This window comes from Streptomyces marianii (genome assembly GCF_005795905.1).
In the GTDB taxonomy this organism is placed as follows: Bacteria; Actinomycetota; Actinomycetes; order Streptomycetales; family Streptomycetaceae; genus Streptomyces; species Streptomyces marianii.
Genome location: NZ_VAWE01000001.1, coordinates 4,806,451 through 4,823,363 on the forward strand (window position 1 = coordinate 4,806,451; position 16,913 = coordinate 4,823,363).

The 16,913-nt window shown below is 72.8% G+C and carries 17 protein-coding genes; 9 read left to right on the forward strand and 8 right to left on the reverse strand.

Annotated elements, in window-relative coordinates; all coding sequences use genetic code 11:
* The first annotated feature begins 3 nt into the window (after positions 1-3).
* Together FEF34_RS21735 and FEF34_RS21740 are read left to right on the forward strand one after the other, a co-directional pair.
* Complete coding sequence (locus FEF34_RS21735; RefSeq protein ID WP_138054637.1) at positions 4-861, forward strand: acyl-CoA dehydrogenase family protein; 858 nt, start codon at positions 4-6, stop codon at positions 859-861.
* Positions 862-1,294: 433 nt separating this feature from the next.
* On the forward strand, positions 1,295-1,783 hold the full coding sequence (locus FEF34_RS21740) for an ATP-binding protein (RefSeq protein ID WP_171053044.1): 489 nt from the start codon (positions 1,295-1,297) through the stop codon (positions 1,781-1,783).
* A gap of 29 nt (positions 1,784-1,812) precedes the next feature.
* Here the strand turns inward: FEF34_RS21740 and FEF34_RS21745 are convergent, their stop codons facing one another.
* Positions 1,813-2,739 carry a cyclase family protein gene (locus FEF34_RS21745; RefSeq protein ID WP_138054638.1) on the reverse strand — a complete coding sequence of 309 codons (927 nt, stop codon included), beginning with the start codon at positions 2,737-2,739 and terminating at the stop codon, positions 1,813-1,815.
* An 83-nt stretch (positions 2,740-2,822) separates the two neighbouring features.
* Between FEF34_RS21745 and FEF34_RS21750 the strand changes: the two genes are divergently transcribed.
* From FEF34_RS21750 to FEF34_RS21760, 3 genes are read left to right on the forward strand one after another with little or no spacing between them, the layout of a single operon-like run.
* Entirely contained in the window at positions 2,823-3,734 is a 912-nt protein-coding gene (locus FEF34_RS21750) for an SDR family oxidoreductase (protein WP_138054639.1), read from the forward strand.
* A 15-nt stretch (positions 3,735-3,749) separates the two neighbouring features.
* Entirely contained in the window at positions 3,750-4,925 is a 1,176-nt protein-coding gene (locus tag FEF34_RS21755) for an acyl-CoA dehydrogenase family protein (protein ID WP_138054640.1), read from the forward strand.
* Positions 4,922-5,971, forward strand: coding sequence for a Zn-dependent alcohol dehydrogenase (locus tag FEF34_RS21760; protein WP_138054641.1), 1,050 nt, complete (start codon positions 4,922-4,924; stop codon positions 5,969-5,971). The genes FEF34_RS21755 and FEF34_RS21760 overlap by 4 nt, the downstream gene beginning before the upstream one ends.
* A 469-nt stretch (positions 5,972-6,440) precedes the next feature.
* Here FEF34_RS21760 and FEF34_RS21765 read toward each other — a convergent pair whose 3' ends face one another.
* The 4 genes from FEF34_RS21765 to FEF34_RS21780 all read right to left on the reverse strand — a co-directional run bounded on the left by FEF34_RS21765 (position 6,441) and on the right by FEF34_RS21780 (position 9,008).
* Positions 6,441-6,869 (reverse strand): VOC family protein, encoded by a 429-nt coding sequence (locus tag FEF34_RS21765; protein WP_138054642.1) that lies wholly within the window; start codon positions 6,867-6,869, stop codon positions 6,441-6,443.
* A 743-nt stretch (positions 6,870-7,612) separates the two neighbouring features.
* The gene (locus FEF34_RS21770) at positions 7,613-7,930 is read right to left on the reverse strand and encodes a helix-turn-helix domain-containing protein (protein WP_234042501.1); all 318 of its coding nucleotides are present in this window, start codon (positions 7,928-7,930) and stop codon (positions 7,613-7,615) included.
* A complete protein-coding gene (locus FEF34_RS21775; protein WP_138054643.1) occupies positions 7,920-8,231 on the reverse strand; it encodes a type II toxin-antitoxin system RelE/ParE family toxin in 312 nt (103 codons plus the stop codon). Before FEF34_RS21775 ends, FEF34_RS21770 begins: the two co-directional genes overlap by 11 nt.
* 150 nt (positions 8,232-8,381) lie before the next feature.
* A complete protein-coding gene (locus tag FEF34_RS21780) occupies positions 8,382-9,008 on the reverse strand; it encodes a flavin reductase family protein (protein ID WP_234042503.1) in 627 nt (208 codons plus the stop codon).
* Between the two features lie 246 nt (positions 9,009-9,254).
* Here FEF34_RS21780 and FEF34_RS21785 point away from each other — a divergent pair, with 246 nt between their 5' ends.
* From FEF34_RS21785 to FEF34_RS21795, 3 genes are all read left to right on the forward strand, one after another.
* Positions 9,255-9,875, forward strand: a complete 621-nt coding sequence (locus FEF34_RS21785; RefSeq protein WP_138054644.1) for a phosphoribosylanthranilate isomerase — start codon at positions 9,255-9,257, stop codon at positions 9,873-9,875.
* 134 nt (positions 9,876-10,009) lie between these two features.
* On the forward strand, positions 10,010-10,603 hold the full coding sequence (locus FEF34_RS21790) for a GNAT family N-acetyltransferase (RefSeq protein ID WP_138054645.1): 594 nt from the start codon (positions 10,010-10,012) through the stop codon (positions 10,601-10,603).
* A 46-nt stretch (positions 10,604-10,649) separates the two neighbouring features.
* Positions 10,650-11,288, forward strand: a complete 639-nt coding sequence (locus FEF34_RS21795; protein ID WP_138054646.1) for a LysE family translocator — start codon at positions 10,650-10,652, stop codon at positions 11,286-11,288.
* A 72-nt stretch (positions 11,289-11,360) separates the two neighbouring features.
* Here the strand turns inward: FEF34_RS21795 and FEF34_RS21800 are convergent, their stop codons facing one another.
* The 3 genes from FEF34_RS21800 to FEF34_RS21810 form a co-directional block, all read right to left on the reverse strand.
* Complete coding sequence (locus FEF34_RS21800; RefSeq protein ID WP_407698296.1) at positions 11,361-12,374, reverse strand: enoyl-CoA hydratase/isomerase family protein; 1,014 nt, start codon at positions 12,372-12,374, stop codon at positions 11,361-11,363.
* On the reverse strand, positions 12,371-14,593 hold the full coding sequence (locus FEF34_RS21805; RefSeq protein WP_138054647.1) for an acetate--CoA ligase family protein: 2,223 nt from the start codon (positions 14,591-14,593) through the stop codon (positions 12,371-12,373). The genes FEF34_RS21800 and FEF34_RS21805 overlap by 4 nt, the downstream gene beginning before the upstream one ends.
* 569 nt (positions 14,594-15,162) lie before the next feature.
* Entirely contained in the window at positions 15,163-16,311 is a 1,149-nt protein-coding gene (locus tag FEF34_RS21810; protein WP_138054648.1) for a flavin-containing monooxygenase, read from the reverse strand.
* Positions 16,312-16,429: 118 nt separating this feature from the next.
* Here FEF34_RS21810 and FEF34_RS21815 point away from each other — a divergent pair, with 118 nt between their 5' ends.
* The gene (locus FEF34_RS21815) at positions 16,430-16,882 is read left to right on the forward strand and encodes a DoxX family protein (protein ID WP_138054649.1); all 453 of its coding nucleotides are present in this window, start codon (positions 16,430-16,432) and stop codon (positions 16,880-16,882) included.
* Positions 16,883-16,913: the final 31 nt, after the last annotated feature.

Sequence of the window (16,913 nt, forward strand, 5' to 3'; positions counted from 1 at the left end):
GCCGTGCACTTCCAACCGACCGAGGACCAGCGGGCGTTGCGCAAGGGGGTCCGGGAGCTGCTGGAGGCCCGCTGCGGCCGGGACGCCCTCCGCGCGGCCGGGGCACGGATCGACCGGTCGTTGTGGCAGGAGCTCGGCCGGGCCGGGTTCTTCGCGCTGCGGCTGCCCGAGGCGGAGGGCGGTGTCGGGCTCGGACTCCCGGAGGCGGCGCTGGTCTTCGAGGAGGCCGGGCGGGTGCTGCTGCCGGGGCCGCTGGTGGCCACGCACCTCGCCGCGGGCACCGTCCCCGGCGCCGCCGACGGGACCGCCGTCGTCACCCGGGCCGAAGGGGGACTCGTCCCCTGGCTGGAGGAGGCGGACGTGGTCCTCGGGGACGCCTCCGACGCCGTGCCCGTACGGTCGGTCGATCCGCTGACACCGCTGCACCGGCTGCCGTCCGCACCCCCCGGCGAGCCGGATCCGGCGGCCGTACTGCTGACGGCCGCAGAACAGCTGGGCTCCGCCGGGCGTACCACCGGCATGGCCGTCCGGTACGCCGGGGAACGCGAGCAGTTCGGCCGGCCCATCGGCGCCTTCCAGGCGGTCAAGCACCTCTGCGCGCGGATGCTGGTGCGGACCGAACTGGCCCGCGCCGCGGTGTACGCGGCTGCCGTCACCGCCGACCCCGTGGAGATCGCCGGCGCCAAGCTCCTCGCCGACGACGCCGCGGTCAGGGGCGCCCGGGACTGCCTCCAGGTGCACGGCGGCATGGGCTTCACCTGGGAGGCCGAGGTGCATCTGCACCTCAAACGGGCCTGGGTGCGCGCCGAGCTGGGGCAGACGGCCGCGCAGGCGGAGGAGGCGCTGGCGGCCGCCCTCTGAGCGGCCGGCCGGGAATCGACGGGGAGGGCACCGGGTGGGCCGGAGGCGAACCGGACGGCGGACGGGCGGGAGTCACCCTGCGTCGATATCGGGTTGTGTCCTTGGCACGGGCCGTCACGGCCCGGAGTCGGGCCTGCCCTCGGGTACTCTCCGTGGGGTGCGAGACGCGTACTGCCCGAGGGCAGTGATCCCGACGCCCCGGCCGGATCCGGACATGGCCGGCGGGGAGGAACGCGCCGCTCGCACAGGGTGTTCGACTATTCGCAAGGTGCGCCGCACAGTATGCACCACGGGTACTCCTTCGCGCTGGAATATGCCCGAAGCGCTTGTTGCGGTGACTGTACGTCAACCATGCTGTCTCGCAGGGAAATCACATTCCGTGATGGCTGTGAGGCGCGAGGCGATGTGTCCGCCGGTTCGGATGGTGTGAGCGGTGCAGGTGCTTCAGGTGCAGTTGGAGGTCGGGCCGGATCCCGCGGAGGTGGGACGGGCCAGAAGATGGGCCCGCTCCCGGCTCGCCGGGTCGGGCATAGGGGACGACGAGCCGCTGGCCGAGATCCTGGTGCTGCTCATCTCCGAACTGGTCACCAACGCGGTGGTCCACACGGGTTGTCCGGCCGTGCTCAGGATGCTGTTCGGTCTCGGAGCGGCGGAGGCCGGCACGGTGCGGGTCGAGGTGGCCGACAGCTGCTCACGGCCGCCGCAGCCGCGTCGTTCGGCCGGTGACGACACGGGCGGGCGCGGACTGGAGCTCGTCGACGGGCTGGCCGACCGCTGGGGCTGGAAGCGCGAGGGCGCGGGCAAGAGCATCTGGTGCGAGGTGGATCGCTGTGTGGTGCCCGGCGCCGCCGTGCCGTCCCCCGCGCTTCCCGTCGTCCAGGTGCTTCCCTCGGGGCTGACGCCGGGCGCGTACCCCGCCTGAGGCAGGCCCACGCCGGTGGGGTGCCGGGGTCAGAGCACCGCCACCGGCGCGACCGGTGTCCCCGTGCCGCCGACGAACGGCTCGGGGGTGGCCGACAACAGGAAGGCGTACCGCCGTTCCTCCGCGCAGGCCGCCGATAGTTCCTCCAGGTTCCAGTTCTGGCCCTGCAGCATGCCCATCTCCACCAGGTCGAGCGCGTGCACGGGCAGCCAGAGGTTCTCGATCTCCGGGGGGAAGATCTCGAAGGTGAGGGTGTCGTTCGCGACGGCGGCGGTGTCGCGGGCGTGGAACCACTCGGGCGCACGCACCGAGAGACCGGGTGAGGGGTGGGCGTACGCGTGCCTGTCCCCGCCGAGGTACGCCCGGATCTGCCCGGTCCTGACGAGCACGATGTCGCCCGCCCGCACCCGTACGCCCCCGAACTCCTCCGCCTCCGCGAGGTCTTCCGGTGTGACGGCGTGGTCGCCGGCCAGTCGGTCCACGCCCTTGGCGCGCGCCACGTCGAGCAGCACCCCGCGCGAGACGAGGGTGCGGACGGTGTCGATGCCGCTGTAACGGGCTCCCTCGTGGGGGGTGATGCTGTCCGCGGGGCGGCCGTTCCAGATCCTGCCCGAGTGCGAGACGTGCGTGAGCGCGTCCCAGTGGGTGGCCGCCTGCAGTCCCATCGTCACGGCGTCGTCGCTGGTCGCGACCGTGCCGGGCCCGAACAGCTCCTGGTTGATCTGCACCATGGTGTGCAGGGGGTTCACCCGGCCCGGGATCACTCCGGTCTGGACGCCGTCCTGCCGGAGCGGCAGGGCGAGCGGTACGCGCCGCCCGGCACGCACCGTCCCGGCCGCCTCCCGCACCACCTCGTCGGTGATCAGGTTCAGTGTCCCGATCTCGTCGTCGGCGCCCCAGCGCCCCCAGTTGTTCACGCGCTCCGCGATCTCGTGGAACTCCTCCGGCAGTGACATCGGCGCCTCCCTGGGGCTTGTGCTCAAGCGTCCGGCGGACCATAAAATCTAACGGTCCGTCAGAAAACTGGAAGGGGCCGGACGTGGGGAACTTCTTGGCAGGCAGGACCGTCGCCGTGACCGGCGCCGGACGCGGCATCGGCCGCGCCGTGGCCCTCGCGTGCGCCGCCGAGGGGGCGAAGGTCGTCGTCAACGACCACGGCGTCTCCGTCGACGGCCGAGAACCGGCCTCGGAGGTCGCCGAGGCGGTGGTCAAGGAGATCGAGGCCGCGGGCGGGGAGGCGGTGGCCGTCGGCGACGACATCTCGACGATGGAGGGCGGGCAGCGGGTCGTCGACACCGCGCTCGCCCGCTTCGGACGGCTCGACGGGGCCGTGTGCGTCGCCGGCATCCTGCGCGAGCGCATGCTCTTCAACATGACCGAGGACGAGTGGGACCCGGTCGTCGCCACCCACCTCAAGGGCACCTTCACCGTCTTCCGCGCGGCCTCCGCGGTCATGCGCGAACAGGGCGGCGGCACCCTGATCGGCTTCACCAGCGGCAACCACCAGGGCTCCGTCGCCCAGGCCAACTACTCGGCGGCCAAGGGCGGCGTCATCTCGCTGGTGCGCAGCGCGGCGCTCGGACTGCACAAGTACGGCGTGACGGCGAACGCGGTCGCACCCGTCGCCCGGACCCGTATGTCGGCAGGCGTCCCGATGGAACTCAAGGAGATCGGGGAGCCGGCGGACGTGGCGGCACTCGTCGTCTACCTGCTGTCCGAGCGGGCGCGCGCGGAGGACATCACCGGGCAGGTCTACACGATCGCCGGTCCCAAGATCGCGGTCTGGGCCCAGCCCCGCGAACTGCGGGCCGCCTACGCCGACGGCGCGTGGACCCCCGAACGGATCGCGGACTTCCTCCCCGGGACCGTCGGCACCGACCCGATGCCGATGCTCGCCCGGCTCGAGGCGATGGCGAAGGCGGCCGCCTCGGGCGACCGCCCGAACCGCTGACGCGGGGCCACGGCCATGGACTTCGCCTTCGGCCCCGACGACACCGCCTTCCGGCACGAGGCGCGCACCTGGCTGGAGGACCACGTCACCGGCGCGTTCGCCGACTCCGCAGGGCACCGCGGACCCGGCGGCGAGCACGAGCGCGACCGCACCCGGTTCGCCTGGGAGCGCGAACTCGGCGCCGGCGGCTGGATCGGGCTCGGCTGGGACGCCGACCACGGCAACCGCCGCGCCACCCTCACCCAGCAGGTCGTCTGGGCCGAGGAGTACGCGCGCGCCCGCGCCCCCGCCCGGCTCGGCCACATCGGCGAGAACCTGCTCGCCCCGACCCTGATCGCCCACGGCGACACGGACCAGCAGGCCCGCTACCTGCCGGGCATCGCCCGCGGCGAGGAGTACTGGTGCCAGGGCTACAGCGAGCCCGGCGCGGGCTCCGACCTGGCGTCGTTGCGGACCACGGCCGTCGCCGACGGCGGCCGCTACCGGGTCACCGGCCAGAAGATCTGGACCTCGCTCGCCCGCGAGGCGCACTGGTGCTTCGTCCTGGCCCGCACCGAACCCGGCGCCACCCGCCACCGCGGACTGTCGTTCCTGCTCGTGCCGATGGACCAGCCCGGCCGGATCGACGTACGGCCCATCCGGCAGATGTCCGGCACCAGCGAGTTCAACGAGGTCTTCCTCGACGGCGCCGAGGCCGTCGAGACGGTCGGCGGCGAGGGGAACGGCTGGCAGGTCGCCATGGGCCTGCTCGCCCTCGAACGCGGGGTCTCGACGCTCGTCCAGCAGATCGGCTTCGAGGAGGAACTGGGCCGGGTCCTGCGCACCGCCGCCGGGGGCGTCCTCGACCACGACCCCGTGCTCCGGGACCGCCTGGTCCACCAGTGGGCCGAACTGCGCACCATGCGCTGGAACGCGCTGCGCACCCTCGGCCGCACCGGCGACCCGGGCGCGCCCAGCGTCGCGAAACTGCTGTGGGGCGGCTGGCACCGGCGGCTCGGCGAACTGGCCGTGCAGGTACGGGGCGCGGCCGCCGCCGCCGGCCCGGACGCCTGGTCGCCCTCGTACGAACTGGACGCACTGCAAAGGCTGTTCCTCTTCACCCGCGCCGACACGATCTACGGCGGCTCGGACGAGGTCCAGCGGAACATCATCGCCGAGCGGGTGCTCGGCCTACCCAGGGAGCCGCGGTGAGAGGTGTCGTCTTCGACGGCGAACGGGTCGAGGTCGCCGACGACCTCGAGATACGCGCCCCCGGCCCCGGCGAGGTGCTCGTCCGTGTCGCGGCCGCGGGACTCTGCCACAGCGATCTGTCGGTGATCGACGGAACGATCCCCTTCCCCGTGCCCGTCGTGCTGGGACACGAGGGCGCGGGCGTCGTCGAGGCCGTCGGCGCGGACGTCGCCCACGTCGCGCCCGGCGACCACGTGTCGCTGTCGACGCTCGCCAACTGCGGGGCGTGCGCGGAGTGCGACCGGGGACGGCCGACGATGTGCCGTTCCTCGATCGGCAGGCCCGGTCGGCCGTTCACCCGGGCCGGGAAGCCGCTCCACCAGTTCGCCGCCAGCTCGGCCTTCGCGGAACGCACCCTGGTCAAGGCCGTGCAGGCGGTGCGGATCCCCGGCGATGTCCCGCTCACCTCGGCCGCGCTCATCGGCTGCGGGGTGCTGACCGGCGTGGGGGCCGTGCTCAACCGGGCCAGGGTGGCCCTCGGCGACACGGTCGTGGTCATCGGCGCGGGCGGCATCGGGCTGAACGTGCTCCAGGGGGCCCGACTCGCCGGCGCGGTGACGATCGTCGCCGTGGACACCAACCCGGCGAAGGAGGAGACGGCCCGCCTCTTCGGCGCGACGCACTTCCTCACCTCCGTGGACGCGGTACGGGACGTGCTGCCGCACGGCGCACAGCACGTCTTCGAGTGCGTCGGGCACACGGGGCTGGTGCGCCGGGCGATCGACCTCCTGGACCGCCACGGCCAGGCGGTGCTGCTCGGCATGCCGGCGCCGACCGCGGAGGCGACGTTCCTGCCCGCGGCGATGTTCCTGGACAAGGCCGTGCTCGGCTGCCGCTACGGCTCCTCGCGCCCGCAGCACGACATCGCCCTGTACGCCCGGCTGTACCGGGAGGGGCGGCTGCTGCTGGACGAACTGGTCACGGAGACGTACCCGGTGGAGGACTTCGCCAAGGCGGCCGAGGACGCGGAGCACGGGCGGGTGGCACGGGGGGTCCTGACGTTCTGAGCGCGGGCGGGGTGGGGACGGTGCCCGGCCCGTGACCATGCCGGCGGCTCGGCCTCTCGCGGGTCGGGCCGTGGGCGGGGCGGTTCCCGCGGGTTCGGCCGTGGGCGGCGACCCGGGGCCGTTCTCCACCAGCACCGCGAAGTCGGCGTCGGTGCGGACCGGCCCGGGCGGCCGCATCGGGGCGCGGTTCGAGCGACGCGCGCCCCTGTGCCTGCCCCTGTCGACTCCCCCCCCCGTGGTCGGCAGGGGCAGGCATCGTTACGCCTGTCGGACGGCGTCACACGCCCGTGCATGACAACGTCCCCCGGTATGGAGCCGGGGGATGGTGTCCCGCTGAATGGTGTGGCAGTGATCCCCTCTCGTGGCCTGCGGGCGCCAAGCCGCTGATGAAGAGTGGGGGCATCAGGCGCTGCCGCGCCACGACACCGCTCTTCGGGACATGACCGAAGGAGGGGACGGTCGCGGCCCCTCAGTCGATGCAGAACTCGTTGCCCTCGATGTCCAGCATCGGGATGCACGCATCATTGCCGTCATACAGCGTTCGCACGTGTATCGCCCCGAGCGGGACCAGCCGTGCGCACTCGGCCTCAAGTGCGGCGAGGCGCTCTTCACCCACGAGTCCGGTGCCGACCCGCACGTCGAGATGCAGCCGGTTCTTGGCGGCCTTTCCTTCGGGGACGCGCTGGAAGTACAGTCGCGGACCCACGCCTGAGGGGTCAATGCAGGCAAAACATGCGTCCTGCTGCTCAGGTGGCTGTGAGCGCTTGAAATCGTCCCACGTGGCAAACCCCTCGGGTGGCGGCGGTACGACATACCCCAACACCTCGCACCAGAAACGGGCGAGGCGCTCAGGTTCTGCGCAGTCGAAGGTGACTTGGAACTTCTTGATCGACATCACCGGGCCACCGTATTGGCGTGTGCTCTTCGGCAAAACCCCCAGGGTGCCATCGCCGCGCAGGCCGAGCGCCTTTCGTCAGTCCTCTTCCTGAAGGGGCGACCCACCGACAGCGACACCACCACAGGAGGCATGACCAGCCGAGGGCCTGTCCGTCGTTGCGTGCGCCTGGCCCAGGCGCTCTCGCCGAGGTGGGCGGCTCAAATCCTGCCACGGTTCTGGGGTCCGTCTGAGAGGGCCTCACATGCGGTGAACTGCGCTTTCGTCTCTGGAGACCTGTGCATTTTGAGGTCCTTGTGAGTCTTCGGAGAAGGGAAACCCGCGATACAGAAGCACGTATGGCGTCGTGCGCCGGTGCGCTCGAACATGAAGCCCGCAGAGAGGTTGGCCGGCGTCGCCATGGCGTTGTACGCGGACTACGAGACGGGCGGGAACGTCTGCCCGTCGTCGGCACCTACGACGTGGTCTGGTACGCCTCGGGCGCCCTGTGCGCGGCGGCGGCCCTGATGGGCGCCGGTGATCCGGCGGGGGACGCCTTCACGGGCGGTGGCGGCGGTCTGAGGCCGGGGGACCGCCGCGAGCGTCCGGTGTCGACCGGTCGGGGCCTCGCCTGCGGTGGGCGCGGTGCGTTCGGGTCGCTGCAGGGGTCATCTCCGCGGCGTGCGGCCCCCGGGTGGGAGGGGGATCGCCACGGGGTGGGGCGCGTTCCGCGCGGACGCCACCGCGCGGCAGTCCCGCCGGACGTGTCAGCCCGCGCGGTCGAGCGGTTCGAATCCCACTTGGAGCCGCATGCCCAGCGCGGTCGCGAGCCGGTCCAGCATGGGCAGCGTGGGCATCGTGCCCCCGGCTTCGAAGCGGGCGACGGCGGGCTGCTGCAGTCCGGCCGCCTGGGCGAGCCGAGCCTGACTCATTCCGAGCGCTTCCCTGCGCTCACGGACGGCGCGTCCCAGCTCGAAACGGAACCGCGTCGCCTCATAAGCCGCGCATGCGCCCGGATCGTCGAGGGCCTCGGCCCTCAGCTCCTGCCACGTCTTCCGCCCGGCCATTCCGTCATCACCCTTCATCAGCTGTGTGCTCCTCGGCGATGCACATGCGCATCGCCCGCAGGGCCCGCTGGATCTCCACCGGCTCCCGCATGCGTTGTTTGCGAAACGCGGTCAGCGGGATGATGCGGCGGCCGCTCCCGATCCAGTGCGTGATGCGCACGGCGTCGCCGTCCAGATGGAACCGCAGTTCCCGGAGTTTGCCGACGAGCTGCTTGGTGTATGGCTCGCCCAGGAGGACGCCCCGCTCGGCAAGCAGGTCCACGTGGAACGCGACCGTACCGCGGTGCCGCGGACTCAGCCCGAGGAACCATTTCTCCACCTCCGGCTCGACTCGATTTCACCCCATGCCATAACGAGGACGTTATGGAGAGCCTAGCGTCGTCCGGTCGAAAACGCCCGTTGTTCATTCGCCCGAGTGTCGCGTCTGCGGCACTTGACCACGGCGGGCGGGCCTCCCGGGACAGAACACCTAGGCCTCGAAGCGCCCGAACCGCCCCCTGTGGAACAGCAGGGGATCGCCGTCGTCCGCCGCGCCCAGGGCCTCCACCCGCCCCACCACGATCAGATGGTCGCCGCCGGTGTGGACCGTGCCGATCGTGCAGTCGATCCAGGCGGGGACGGAGGCGAGGCGGGGGGAGCCGGTCACCGGGGCGGGGGTGTGGGCGACGCCCTCGAACTTGTCGGAGCCGCTCACCGCGAACGCGCGGCAGAGGTCACCCTGGTCCGCTCCGAGGACGTTGACGCAGAACGCCCCGGCGCGGGCGATGCGCGGCCAGGTCGTCGACGTACGGGCGACCATGAACACCACCAGGGGCGGGTCGAGCGACAGCGAGGCGAAGGACTGGCAGGCGAAGCCCGCCGGGCCGCCGCCCTCCTCGTCGTGGGCCGTGACGACCGTGACCCCGCTCGCGAAGTGCCCCAGTACGCGCCGGAACTCGGCGGGGGCGACCGGTAGCCGTTCGTCCTCGCCGACGGTGCGCAGCGCGGGACGCGGCAGCGCGTCGAAGGACGGCTCGCCCGGCGGGGCGGTGCCGGTGGAGCGGAGGTAGCGGACGGCGGTCGCGGCCATCCCGGCGTGTCCCATCACACCGCCCATTGAAACTGACGGTACGTCAGATGGGAACCCTTCGCCCCCGCTCGCCCTCTTGTCGTGAAGGGCCGCCCCGGGTGACCCACCCCGTACCGGTCCGCGCGCCTTCGGCCCGCGGGCGCCTGCGCTCCGCGTGCGCCAGCGGTACCCACAAGGAGGCGGTCCCCACCCGGCAGCGGTCCCCACCGGGCAGCGGTCCGCGCCCGGTAGCGTGGAGCCGACCAGCCGCCGCCGTCACGGAGAAGCACCGACATGGGCACACCCCTGTTCGTCAAGGTCTGCGGTCTGCGCACGGAGCGGGACGTGGACACCGCCGTCGAGGCCGGTGCCGACGCGATCGGCTTCGTCTTCGCCGAGAGTCCGCGCCGCATCGACGCCGGTACCGCCCGGCGCCTCGCGGCCCGAGTGCCCGACGGCGTCCTGACGGTCGGCGTCTTCCGCGACCAGCCGCTCGACTCGGTCCGCGCCCTGCTGGGCGAGACCGGCATGCGTGCCGTGCAACTGCACGGCCATGAGGACCTCGCGTACTTCGACGCCCTGCGTCCGGACGGCCGCACCCTGATCCGGGGGGTCGCCGTAAGGGGCGAGGTGCCGCGGTACGGCGAGCGCGGCGAGGACGTCCTCCTGCTCGACGCGCCCGTGCCCGGCGCCGGCGAGGCCTGGGACCGCAGCGGCAAGCAGCTCCCGGCCCCCGGCCGGCGCTGGCTGCTCGCCGGTGGGCTCGACCCGCACAACGTCGCGGACGCGGTCCGCGCGGCCCGCCCCTGGGGTGTGGACGTCTCCAGCGGCATCGAGACCAGTCGCGGGGTGAAGAGCCCCGAACTGATCACGGCGTTCATCGCGGCCGCGCGCGGCGCCGAAACGGTGTCCTGACCGGCGTCAGCAATCCGAACGCCCCCGGCCTCCTCGGCGTCGCGAGCGCACCCGTCCGTCACCGCGGCTCCGCACCGACCGAGGAACCGCTAATCCGTTTGCCGCGAGCCCGTCCGGCCGGATAGGAAGCCTGCATGCTGAGAGGCGGCAAGGTCGGGCTCAGGGCCCGGCACGAGGACGACATCCCGATCCTGCGGGCCGAACTCCACGACGACGTGGTCAACGCCTCGCGGGCCGAGAGCGGGCCGTGGCGGCCGATCACGCCCGACTCGAAGGACCCGCCGTTCGTGGTGGACGACGAGGAGGAGGGGAGCGTCCCGTTCTCCGTGGTGGAGCTGGGCGGCGGCACGCTGGTCGGCGCCGCGACACTGTGGGGCATCGACAACCACAACCGGTCCGCGCACATCGGGCTGGGGCTGCTGCCGTCCTCCCGCGGCAAGGGCTACGGCACCGACGTGGTCGCGGTGCTCTGTCACTACGGATTCGTCGTGCGCGGCCTGCAGCGGCTGCAGATCGAGACGCTGTCGGACAACGAGGCGATGCTGCGCTCCGCCGAGCGCAACGGCTTCGTCCGCGAGGGCGTACTGCGCTCCTCGGCCTGGGTGATGGGCGAGTTCCTGGACGAGGTGCTGCTCGGCCTCCTCGTCCGGGACTGGAAGCAGGGCCCGCAGGTCCGGGCCGCCGTCCGTCCGGCGGGTCCGGGGCGCGGAGCGGCCGGGGACGGCTGAGGAAAACGGGTCGCGGAGGGCGGCCGTCCCCGGGTTCCATGACCCCATGGTGTCCGTCGACCGTCTTTCGGCCTTCGCGGCCATGTCGTTCCTGCTGATCGTCATCCCCGGCCCCAGCGTGCTGTTCGTCATCGGGCGAGCGCTGGCGCAGGGGCGCCGTGCCGCGCTGACCACGGTCGTCGGGAACACGCTGGGGGCCTGTCTGCTCGTCGTGACCGTAGCCCTCGGGATCGGCACCGTCGTGGAGCGGTCCGTTCTCGTGTTCACGACACTGAAGCTCGCGGGCGCCGCGTACCTCGTGTACCTCGGGGTCAAGGCGGTACGGCAGCGGCGGTCCCCGCAGTCCGCGATCACGGCGGGCGGCCCCGGTCACGGGAGTGCGCGGACGCTGTGGGAGGGGTTCGCGGTCGGGGTGGCGAACCCGAAGACGATCGTGTTCTTCGCCGCCGTGCTGCCGCAGTTCGTGGACCCCGAGGCCGGGCACGTCGTACTGCAGATGCTGCTGCTGGGTCTGGTGTTCAACGTCATCGCGCTGGTCTCCGACAGTGTGTGGGGCCTGGTCGCGGCGACCGCGCGAATCTGGTTCGCCCGGTCGCCGCAGCGGCTCGCCGCGATCGGCGGGGCCGGCGGGCTCACGATGATCGGCCTCGGTGTCACCGTCGCGGCGACGGGCCGCAAGGACTGAACGCGCGAGGGCCGGGAGCCACGCGGGCGGGTGTCACGGGGCGGGTGTCACGCAGGAGGGGGCGACGCGCCCCTACCGCCCCCGGTACTCCGGCGCCCGGCGCTCCACGAACCCCGCGACGCCCTCGTTCGCGTCCCGCGTCGTCATGGCGATCTCCACCGCCGACGCCTCCGCCGCGAAGGCGGAGGCGCGGTCGACGTCGAGCGAGGCGTTCACCAGCTGCTTGGTGAGCGCGAGGGCGCGGGTCGGGCCGTGTGCCAGGCGCTCGGCCCACCCGCGGGCGGTCCTCTCCAGTTCGTCCGCCGCGACGACCCGGTTGACCAGCCCCATCCGCTCGGCGTCGGCCGCGGACAGCGCGTCCCCGAAGAACATCAGCTCCTTCGCGCGCTGCGGTCCGACCAGTCGCGGCAGCAGATACGCCCCGCCCCCGTCCGGGACGAGCCCGCGCCGTACGAACACCTCGATGAAGCGCGCGGATTCGGCGGCCAGGACCAGGTCGCAGGCGAAGGCCAGATGCGCGCCGATGCCGGCCGCCGTGCCGTTCACGGCGGCGATCACCGGCTTCTCGCAGTCCAGGACGGCGGCGATGAACCGCTGCGCGCCGAGCCGGATCATCCGGGCCACGTCGCCGGGCACGCGCTCCCGTGCGCCCGCCGAGGACGAACCGGAGTTCGCGGGCGAGGGGTCCCCGCCCGCCGAGGACGAACCGGGTACGTGCTCCCGCCCGGCCGCCGAGGACGAACCGGGTACGTGCTCCCGCCCGGCCGCCGAGGACGAACCGGGCGCGGAATCCGCGGGTTCCGGGTTCCCGGGCGCGAGGTTCCGGGGCGCGGGGTCCCCGGTCGCGGAGGCCTCGGCACTCTCGCCGCGCAGGTCCGCGCCGGCGCAGAAACCCTTGCCCGTCGCGGTGATCACGACCGCCCGGACGTCAGGATCGGCGGAGGCGTCCGCGAGAAGCGTGATGATCCGCTCGCGCTGGTCCCGGGTGACGGCGTTCATCGCCTCGGGCCGGTCGAGTGTGATCCACGAGACGCCGTTCTCCGTGCGGTGCAGCACCCCCCGCGCCATCGGCTCCCCCTCGCTCACCGGCACACCGCCAGCGCGTCCAGTGCCACCGCGCCCTGGCCGCGGGGCAGGACCATCAGGGGGTTGATGTCCAGCTCGGAGAGGTCCCCGCCGAGCTCCAGCGCCATCCGCTGGACCCGCAGGACGACTTCGACGAGCGCGTCCACGTCGACGGGAGGCCCGCCCCTGACCCCGTCGAGCAGGGCTCGCCCGCGCAGTTCGGCGAGCATCGAGCGGGCCTGGTCCTCGCCGAACGGCGGGACCCGCACCGCCACGTCCCGCAGCACTTCCACGAGCACCCCGCCGAGGCCGACCGTCACCGTCGGCCCGAACAGTTCGTCCCGCGTCACGCCGACGACCATCTCGACCCCGCGCTCGACCATCTGGCAGACGAGGACGCCGTCCAGGTCCACGCCCTCGTACCGGGCGATGTCGGTCAGTTCGCGGTACGAGTCGCGGACCTGGCTGGCCGAGGTCAGCCCGATCTTCACCAGGCCCAGCTCCGTCTTGTGCGCGAGCTGCGGCGCGGACGCCTTCATCACCACCGGGTAGCCGACCAGCCCCGCCGCCCTCACGGCGGCCGCCGCGCTGGTCACCAACTGCTCGCGCGGCACCCGGATCCCGTACGCGCGCAGCAGCTGCTTCGCCGCGTGCTCGCTGAGCCGGTGACCGGGTCGGAGCAGTGCCTGTGCCTTGCGGAAGGAGGGGGAGAGGGTGCGGGGTGCCTCGTCGAAGGGGGAGCGGTAGCCGGTGGTGAAGCGGTGGTGGTCGACGTACGCCTTGACCGCCGTGATGCAGTTGCCGAACGTACGGAAGGTCGCGACCCGGGACGAGCCGAGCAGCGTCGTCCGGTAGGCGTCCTCCGTCCCGACCGGTGAACCCCACACCACGCACACCAGCTTGTCCGTGGCCTCCGCCGCGTCCACCAGGTCCTGTGCGAGCCTGTCGCTCATGGGCGGGAAGGGGCCGGTGATCGGGCAGATCAGCACCCCGACGCCGGGGTCGGCGAGGATCGCGTCGATGATCCTCCGGCCGCGCCAGTCGCCGACGGGGTGTCCGCCGTTGTCGACCGGGTTGGCGACGCTCAGGTACTCCGGTATCCACTGGTGCAGTTCGGCCTGGCGGTCCGCGGACAGCGGAGGCAGCCGCAGCCCGGCCGCGGTGGCGAGGTCCGCGAAGTGCGCGCCCGTGCCGCCGGAGATGGAGTAGACGACGACCCCGTCGGCGGCGGGCCTGCGGGCCCGGGCCAGCAGCGCCGCGGTGTCCTGGAGTTCGTCGAGGCCGTCGACGCGGATCACCCCGTACTGGCGCATCGCCGCGTCCACGACCCGGTCCGCGCCGGTGAGCTTGCCGGTGTGCGAGGCGGCCGTCCGGGCGCCCGCCTCGGTGCGGCCCACCTTGACCGCGACGACCGGGACGCGGTTGCGGGCGGCCCGGTCGGCGGCGAGCAGGAACGAGCGGCCGTCCTTGAGGCCCTCCACGTAGCAGGCGATCGCCCCGACCTCGGGCCGTCCGGAGAAGTACGAGATGAAGTCCGCGGTCTCCAGGTCGGCCTCGTTGCCCGTCGGCGCCCAGTGGGAGAGCCGTACGCCGAGTTCCTGCATGGTGAAGACGGGGCGGCCCTGGTGGCCGGACTGGGTGATCAGTGCGATGGCAGGGCCCTCGAGGTCGTCGCGGAACCGCTCGAAGGCGTTGAGGTTGGTGTTCGGGCCGAGCAGCCGCAGCCCGGACCGCTCCACCGCGGCGGCGAGCCGCCGCTGGGCGTCGGCGCCGGCCTCGCCGGTCTCGGCGAACCCGGACGCGAAGGCCACGGCGAACTTCACCTTCGCCTGGCCGAGTTCCTCGATGACGGGCAGCGGGTCGCCGACGAGGAGCACGGCGAGGTCCACGGGCTCGGGCAGTTCCGCGACGGACGGCACACAGGGCAGCCCGAAGACGGTGGTACGGGTCGGATGGACCGGGTGCAGTCTCGCCCCGACGCGCTCGGCCCAGGCGATCAGCTGGCGGGTGATCCCGGTGTTGGGCCGTCCGTCGGCGTCGGAGGCGCCGACGACGGCGACCGCCTCGGGCCGGAAGAAGCGGTCGAGGTCGGGTACGGGCGCGTACAGCGGACGGCCGCTGACGTCGAGGTCGCCCTCGGCCGCGGTGACGCCGTGGACGGCCGCCCCGGTCTGCTGTCCGCAGGCCACCACACGGGCGCGGAGGTCGGTGGTCAAGGTGCCGTGGGTTGATCCAAGCATCGTTCCGCCGCTCCTTGCTCGTCGGCAACGTTACTGACGCATAGTCAGATTACAGAACTGACTGCATGTCAGGAACGGTCCGTGCGCGGGGAAGTGCCTGGGAGCGCGCCCGGCCGGACGGGGCGCGCGGGGATGCTGCCCGGGGCGGTCCGGAAGGAACCCGTCTCCCGGCGATCGGGCCCCAGGATGGCCGGATGTGCGGGAGGGGCTGGCCGGATCACCGGTACCCGTGGGGCTGCCGAGACCTCGCTCGCGCCGTTCCGGAACCTCCCACGGGCGCCCTGGAGACCGGTGCGTCGATCCCGAAGCCGACGTCGATCCCGATCCCGACGCCGAGACGCCGAGACGCCGAGACGACCGGGGGTGCCGCGAACCGGTGCCGACGCCGACGTCGATCCCGACGCCGAGGCAGGCGCCGATCCCGACGTCGATCCCGACGCCGGGGGTGCCGCGAGCCGGTGCCGACGCCGACGTCGATTCCGACGCCGAGGCAGGCGCCGGCATCGGGGCTGCCGCGAGCCGCTGCCCGGCCCGTCCCCGCGGGGAAACTCCCCGCGGGGACGGGGGGGTCACTTCGACAGGGCCTTGGCGATCTTCCGCGCGTCCAGCGCCATTTCGCGGAGCATCCCGCTGATCGGGTTGGTGAAGCCCGTGAAGTACAGGCCCCGGGCCTCACGCGGGGTCCGGCCGCCGTGGACGGACGGCCGTCCACGGTCGTCCAGTACCCCGAGATGCCCCAGCAGCGGTTCCAGCGCGCGATGGTAGCCGGTGGCCGCTATGACCGCGTCCGGCGATATGCGGGAGCCGTCCGCCAGGACCACCTTGCCGTCGTCGAACGATTCGACGGCGGCGACCGGCTCCACCGTCCCGCTGCGGACCGCGTCGATCAGGCCCACGTCCTGTACCGGGATGGCGCCCTGCCGGACCCGTGTGTACAGGCCCGCCTCCGGGCGCGGCAGACCGTGCTCGGACAGATCCGGCACGGCGATCCGTGCCAGCAGTCGGCCCGCCGCGTCCACCAGCCGCACCGGCAGTCGCCGGACGAGGATCCCCGTGCGCTGCGCCGGCCAGCCGGCGGTCGAACGGCGGACGATGTGCGGCGCGGTCCGCACGGCGAGACGTACCCGTGAGGCTCCCGCCTCGGCCAGGTCCGCCGCTATCTCCGCGCCCGTGTTGCCGACCCCGACGACGAGCACGTCCTTGCCCGTGTAGGGGGAGGGGCTGCGGTACGCGGAGGCGTGCAGCAGTTCGCCCGTGTACGTGTCCCGACCAGGCCAGTCCGGCACGCGGGGGGTGTGGTTGAACCCGGTCGCCACGACGACGGCACGCCCGGTGAGCCTGCGTCCGCCGCTCGCGTGGAGCACCCAGTCCGGGCCCTCGGGCTCGATCCTGGACACCTCCACGCCCGTCACCAGCTCCAGCTCGTGGAATTCGGCGTACTTCTCGAGGTAGCGGACCACGTCGTCCCGGGAGACCCAGCGCCCGAAGCGGCGCGGCATGGGCAGACCGGGCAGTCCCGACAGGCGCCGGGTCGTGTGCAGGTGCAGCCGGTCGTAGTGCCCTCGCCAGGACGCCCCGACGGTGTCCGACTTCTCCAGGACGACCGCTCTCACCCCGCGCTCCCGCAGGGCGGCGGCGACGGCGAGTCCGCCGGGTCCGGCCCCGATGACGTACACGGGGCGGTCGTTGGTGAGGTCGATGGCTCTGTGGTCGGGCATGAGCGCTCACTGTAGTGGCGCGCGGTTGCGAAACGGTCACGGCCGGCTACCTCTTGCGTACGCGGACCGCTTCCGGTGAACTGACGTACCGTCAGAATCTGTGGGGAGGGGACCGGCGATGCGGACGATCTGGCTCACCGGCGCCGAATGGCTCGCCGTCCTGCGCATCGGCCTCGGCCTGTGGTGGCTGGAGAGCTGGCGGCACAAGGACAGGAAGGGCTGGTTCGAGCGTGGCACCGGCATCGCCTGGGCCGCCGACGTCGCAGCGAAGCACCGCTGGGCGGCGGTCAGGTCCGGCTTCGACCGAATCGTGGCCCCGCGCCCCAGGGCGATGGCGTACGTCGTCGTCTACGCCGAACTCGCCCTCGGACTCGGGCTGGTCACCGGCTTCCTCACCCCGGTCGCCCTGATCGGAGGGCTGACCCTCAATCTCCTCTACCTGGTCCTGATGATCCACGACTGGGCCGAGCAGGGGCAGAACGCGATGATGGCGCTGATCTCGCTGGTCGCGCTGCTCGCCATGTCGTGGCAGGCATGGTCCCTCGACAGCGCACTGGGACTCTTCCTGTGAGCGCGGGAGCGAACGACGACGGGAGCGGTAC